1 pseudogene is annotated in these 237 nt (G+C 71.3%); it reads left to right on the top strand.

Going from position 1 to position 237, the window contains the following annotated elements:
• Nucleotides 1–237: pseudogene (locus RRF55_RS27915) on the top strand (AraC family transcriptional regulator); the annotation flags it as partial.

Below are 237 nucleotides of genomic sequence, written 5' to 3'. Positions count from 1 at the left end.
GTACATCGAGCCCGGCAGCGCCACGGCGATGCCGGCGTACTGCCAGGTGCTGGCGGTGTCGCCGTTGCTGCGGCAACTGTTGCTGGCGGCGGTGGACATGCCCCTGGAATACGACACCGAAGGTCGCGACGGCGCGCTGGCGACGCTGTTGCTCCATGAGCTGGCGGCGGCCGAGACGCTGCCGCTGCACGTGCCCTTGCCGCCCGAGCCGCGCTGGCTGGCGCTTTGCGAGGCGTT

It is taken from the genome of Klebsiella sp. K47, assembly GCF_051858335.1.
GTDB lineage: Bacteria > Pseudomonadota > Gammaproteobacteria > Enterobacterales > Enterobacteriaceae > Klebsiella > Klebsiella pneumoniae.
Note: the sequence above shows the minus strand (reverse complement) of the source record. Positions and strands in the feature narration are given on the sequence as shown.